The 4590-nt window shown below is 57.1% G+C and carries 6 protein-coding genes and 1 pseudogene; 3 read left to right on the top strand and 4 right to left on the bottom strand.

Annotated elements, in window-relative coordinates:
- The first annotated feature begins 95 nt into the window (after nt 1-95).
- The 3 genes from lexA to dut all read left to right on the top strand — a co-directional run bounded on the left by lexA (nt 96) and on the right by dut (nt 1836).
- The gene (gene lexA / locus ABN482_RS08300; RefSeq protein WP_349503542.1) at nt 96-776 is read left to right on the top strand and encodes a transcriptional repressor LexA; all 681 of its coding nucleotides are present in this window, start codon (nt 96-98) and stop codon (nt 774-776) included.
- Between the two features lie 33 nt (nt 777-809).
- Nucleotides 810-1298: a hypothetical protein gene (locus ABN482_RS08295; protein WP_349503541.1), complete on the top strand. Its 489-nt coding sequence runs from the start codon at nt 810-812 to the stop codon at nt 1296-1298.
- A gap of 76 nt (nt 1299-1374) precedes the next feature.
- Entirely contained in the window at nt 1375-1836 is a 462-nt protein-coding gene (gene dut, locus ABN482_RS08290; protein ID WP_349503540.1) for a dUTP diphosphatase, read from the top strand.
- A 61-nt stretch (nt 1837-1897) separates the two neighbouring features.
- Here dut and xth read toward each other — a convergent pair whose 3' ends face one another.
- The 4 genes and pseudogenes from xth to ABN482_RS08270 all read right to left on the bottom strand — a co-directional run.
- Complete coding sequence (gene xth / locus ABN482_RS08285) at nt 1898-2686, bottom strand: exodeoxyribonuclease III (RefSeq protein WP_349503539.1); 789 nt, start codon at nt 2684-2686, stop codon at nt 1898-1900.
- Between the two features lie 405 nt (nt 2687-3091).
- Nucleotides 3092-3466 (bottom strand): annotated as a pseudogene (locus ABN482_RS08280) (integrase core domain-containing protein); the annotation flags it as partial.
- Nucleotides 3467-3563: 97 nt separating this feature from the next.
- Nucleotides 3564-4136 (bottom strand): hypothetical protein, encoded by a 573-nt coding sequence (locus ABN482_RS08275; RefSeq protein ID WP_349503538.1) that lies wholly within the window; start codon nt 4134-4136, stop codon nt 3564-3566.
- Nucleotides 4137-4255: 119 nt separating this feature from the next.
- The coding region (locus ABN482_RS08270; protein ID WP_349503537.1) for an integrase core domain-containing protein at nt 4256-4590 on the bottom strand (335 nt) is incomplete at its 5' end.

The raw sequence follows: 4590 nt of genomic DNA, 5'->3' as shown, positions 1-4590 counted from the left end.
GTTTCATTCCAGCCACCGCCAAAGCCCGTCCCTCTCGCCCCGAATACTGAATTGCTGTATATTTATACAGATTCAATTCTGGAATTTCGCACATCATGGCCCTCAAGCTGACCGCCCGCCAGCAGCAGATCCTGGACCTGATCCGCGCTACGATCGCCCAGACAGGTTTTCCACCCACGCGCGCAGAAATTGCGCAGACACTGGGTTTTCGTTCGGCCAATGCCGCCGAGGATCATCTTCGTGCCCTGGCTCGCAAAGGGGCCATCACGCTGACGGCAGGGGCCTCGCGAGGCATTCGCCTCAACACGCCTGACACCCGCACTGAACCACAGGACACCACAAGCCACGACATGCACCCTGTGCGTGCAGCCCTGTCCGCCCTCGTCCTGCCGCTGGTCGGGCGTGTGGCCGCCGGGCACCCCATCCTGGCCACGGAACACATCGATCGGGAAATCACCGTCGATCCCGGTCTTTTCAGTCAGACACCGGATTATCTCCTCAAGGTGCGCGGCCTCAGCATGCGAGATGCCGGCATACTCGAAGGTGACCTGCTCGCCGTCAAGCGCAGCAGCGAAGCCCGCAATGGCCAGATCATCGTGGCACGCATCGATGACGAGGTCACGGTCAAGCGCCTGCACCGCACGCCCGCACAGATCGAGTTGTTGCCGGAAAATCCCGACTTCGAGCCCATCATCATCACCGCAGGCAGCGATGACGGGCGAGCATCGCCGGCGTTTTCGATCGAAGGTATCGCCGTCGGCCTGATTCGCACCTAAAATCAGGGTTTACAAGCCAACGTCCCTCCTGCCATGCCCCTGGATTCCGAACCCCGCAACGGGGACTATGCCAGCTATATCGACGCACTCGTCAATCGTCAGGCAACCGCGCCCGGCCAGACAGCCCGGCGCGGCCGGACAAGTGCAGCAAGGACGCGCAGCCAATTCCCGGACATGCCCTCCTCGCTGCCTCCCCAGCCGGCTCCGCTCCCGACAGGCGGCCAGCCATCCCGGCAAGCAGCACCCCGCCATGACCGTCCGGCTACAACGCCGGTGCCTGCCGACCAGCCATCAGACAAGCCTCTGCCTACCCTGGCAGAGCTTGCCGCGAAACGGCGCGGCGGGCTGGTCATGATGCTGATCGGTATCGCCGCCCTGATCAAGGGTTTCGATTTCGCCTCCAATGTTCTGCTTTACCAGCAGTTCAGCGAACTGATCCCCATGTTCGTGCTGCTGTTCATCGGCAGCCAATTCCTCCAGCGTGGGCGCGACCTGCGACGCCAGGGGAAATTGCCGGGCTGAACGCTGGCTTTGCCCCCACCTCGATCCGACCACGCTGTTAACATCACATCCTGTTTTTCATACGGAATGCCTGTCCATGCATCGAAAAATCGAAGCCCGCATCGTTAACGACCTGCTTGGCTCCACCCTGCCCCTGCCCAACTACGCCACTGACGGCTCTGCCGCCATGGATCTGCGAGCCTGCATAACGGAGCCCATGACCCTGGCCGCAGGAGGCCGCACTCTGGTCAAGACCGGCCTGGCCATCAACATGATGGATCCTGGCCTGGTCGCCATCGTTGCTTCGCGCTCAGGGCTCTCGCTCAAGCATGGCGTTCGTGTGGCACAGGGTATCGGCGTAATCGATGCCGACTACCATGGAGAGATCGCCGTTATCCTGGCCAACGACAGCCAGGATGACTACATTATCCAGCCCGGCGAACGGATTGCCCAACTCATGTTTCAGCCTGTCGTACAGGTATCACTGCACATGGTCGATCAGTTTTCCACCGATACAGACCGCGGTGAAGGTGGCTTCGGCAGCACCGGCAAGCAGTAGGCTCAGCCGACCGCTCGCGGGACTGGCGGCCGCAGTGGCTCGAACAATGCCGCCGCTCCGATCACGCTTCGGCAGCCAGCCTTGCCCAGACCGGCGCATGATCGGAAGGCTGCTCGTTGCCCCGCGGCCCTTTGTCGATCTCGCTGGCCACGCAACGCTCGGCCAGGGCCTGTGTCAGCAGGATATGATCGATTCTCAGGCCGGCGTTGCGCCTGAAACCGAACTGACGATAATCCCACCAACTGAATGATTTCTCCGGCTGATCGAACAGACGGAATGCATCACTCAGGCCCAGCCCCAGCAAATCCTGGAATGCCTGCCGCTCCGGCACCGACACCAGCACCTGGCCAGCCCATTTTTCGGGATTGTGGACATCCTCGTCCGCCGGTGCGATGTTGTAATCTCCCAGCACGGCCAATTGTGGATAACGCGCCAGCTCCGATTCCAGCCAACGTTGGAGCGCTGCATACCAGGCCAGCTTGTAGATGTACTTGTCGCTCTCGAGCGACTGGCCATTGGGGCAATAGGCACAGATCACACGCATCTCGCCGCCGGTGCCATCCGGAAATGTCGCTGAAATCACACGCTGCTGGCTGTCTTCGTAGCCAGGGATATTCTTGATGACGTCACGGCCAGGCTCCCGGGAAATGATCGCCACACCGTTATAGGTCTTCTGGCCGCTCCAGCAGGCGTGATAACCCGCATCAACAAAGGCCTGCAACGGAAAATTCTCGTCTGTCAGCTTGAGTTCCTGCAGGCACAGTACATCGGTTTCACTGGCTGCCAGCCAGTCCAGCACCTGAGGCAGGCGCACCTTGAGGGAATTGACGTTCCAGGTGGCAATTTTCATGTTATACGAAATCTCTTTTAATTCAACCAATCGTTTTAAATTTTTGTCAGGCAATCCTGCAAAGCTACTCAGCTCGCTACCCGTATTAATATCGCTGCGACACAAGAATTGATGTTGCAACGACACTACGTTTGTGAGTAGCATAATCAGGCACGATTAGCATGCAAAAATTTCCTGTGAAGCTCGCCGCCCCGACTGAGAGCATCACTATCGCCCTTACAAAGCTGACTGCTCTGGCCTGGAAGCGTTTACTGAGCACATGCGAGGTACCGCTAAAACTATCTGTTGCTACCCTGAACCAAGAGAGCGCCGTCCTTCCATCCACCGTCGCAGCGATGCAGATGTCCTGCACTTAGCACGGCACCCGGATACTGCATCGCCCAGGGAATCGAGGAGGCAATTTGGTTAAAGTAAAGCTTTCATCGACATAGCATCAGAACGTGCGCGGTGATAGGCCTCTTCATCCTGTGCAGAAGGAATATATCCGATAGGCCCGAATAGGCGCTGATGGCTGTACCAAGCAACCCATTCCAGCGTTACCAACTCCACAGCGGCGCTGGTTTTCAAGGCACTCGGCGATGGATCAGTTTGGCTTTGTACAGCCCGTTAATGGCCTCAGCCAGTACGTTATCATAGCTGTCGTCCCGGCTATCGACAGACTGCTCGATGCCTGCCTCAGCCAGGCGTTCTAGTGTAGCGGATAGACACGTGTTGCGATCCTTGAGCGGAATGGTGAATCAGGGATTCGGCGGGAAGCCGATCATACAGGGCCTGCTCCACGGGAGTGGAGGCTTGTGTTCGCAAAAAACCGGATTGACAAAGCAGGCGCACAGACCAGCAGAGTTCAAACGCACTCACCCCGGTCGAATCAGGAGTTTCAGCCCATCGGGAGCGGTATCCTTTCAATTTCGCCCTTTTTACATACCTCAGACTTCTTTACGGCCACGGGCTTTGTACGCACCACGCCATCTACCACGACAAGCTCTCGCAAGACCGTATTGGGATGCTGATACAACGTCTCGTAGTCCTTTCCGGGCTCAAGCACTGCGGTAATCGACTGGCCGAACTCCGGCCAGTATATGGACATACCTATCGCATTTGGATGGCTCCACCCGCCGCCACGTGAATGAATATTAATCGGAATCCCGGCCATAACGACATACTCGGAATAGTACTTTTCGTCGATATTGGGCATGGGCATGCCTATCACCGTATTGCTGAATCCGCGAACCATGGGATCGTTGGCTTCGAAGCTGTACGAGCGCGAGCTATCAAGGCAGGTATGGTTCAGGGTAATTCTGGTCGCAGGCCCAAAGTAAACCCGCAACCGGGCGCTGGCCGTCGGATCATATTCTTTCGGGAGATATAGGCTATTAGGCGCACAGCCCGAGACTAGAACAGCCAGCCCGATTATCACCATCGCCCTCTTCATTCCCTGCCCGTTCTTCATCTGCTTCCCTTTAACACAATTCACCACCCACATTACAGTATGTTATAAATTTTATCGGAAAACGACCATTATAGTGAGATACCAAAGTGACGTCACCCCCGTTTTGCAGCACTTGAAAACTAGAATTTAGCCCTCTCTGGCAAGCTGACCTGCTGTGTTCTGGCGTATTCACTCGGGGTCAGCATGCCGAGCGAACCGTGGGGTCGATGATCATTGTAATCAAGACGCCACGCTTCGATAATGGTCTTGGCGTGTTCAAGCGACAGGAACTCATGCGTGTTCAGGCACTCGTCCCGTAATCGGCCGTTAAACAACTCGCAAAGCCCGTTATCTGTGGGCTTTCCTGGTCGAGTGAAATCCAGCAGCACTTTGTTCTCCCACGCCCAGAAATCCAGCGATTTAGACGTAAATTCGGTCCCGTGATCGACGGTGATACTTGCCGGTAAGGGGACCC

This window comes from Corticimicrobacter sp., assembly GCF_040137905.1.
Lineage (GTDB): Bacteria > Pseudomonadota > Gammaproteobacteria > Burkholderiales > Burkholderiaceae_B > Corticimicrobacter.
This window is presented reverse-complemented; position numbering and strand designations above follow the sequence as displayed.

What these genes read in the sequence shown, in the direction of transcription:
- lexA (WP_349503542.1), top strand. Translation starts at nt 96, where the DNA reads ATGGCCCTCAAGCTGACCGCCCGCCAGCAGCAGATCCTGGACCTGATC.
- ABN482_RS08295 (WP_349503541.1), top strand. Translation starts at nt 810, where the DNA reads ATGCCCCTGGATTCCGAACCCCGCAACGGGGACTATGCCAGCTATATC.
- dut (WP_349503540.1), top strand. Translation starts at nt 1,375, where the DNA reads ATGCATCGAAAAATCGAAGCCCGCATCGTTAACGACCTGCTTGGCTCC.
- xth (WP_349503539.1), bottom strand. Translation starts at nt 2,686, where the DNA reads ATGAAAATTGCCACCTGGAACGTCAATTCCCTCAAGGTGCGCCTGCCT.
- ABN482_RS08275 (WP_349503538.1), bottom strand. Translation starts at nt 4,136, where the DNA reads ATGAAGAACGGGCAGGGAATGAAGAGGGCGATGGTGATAATCGGGCTG.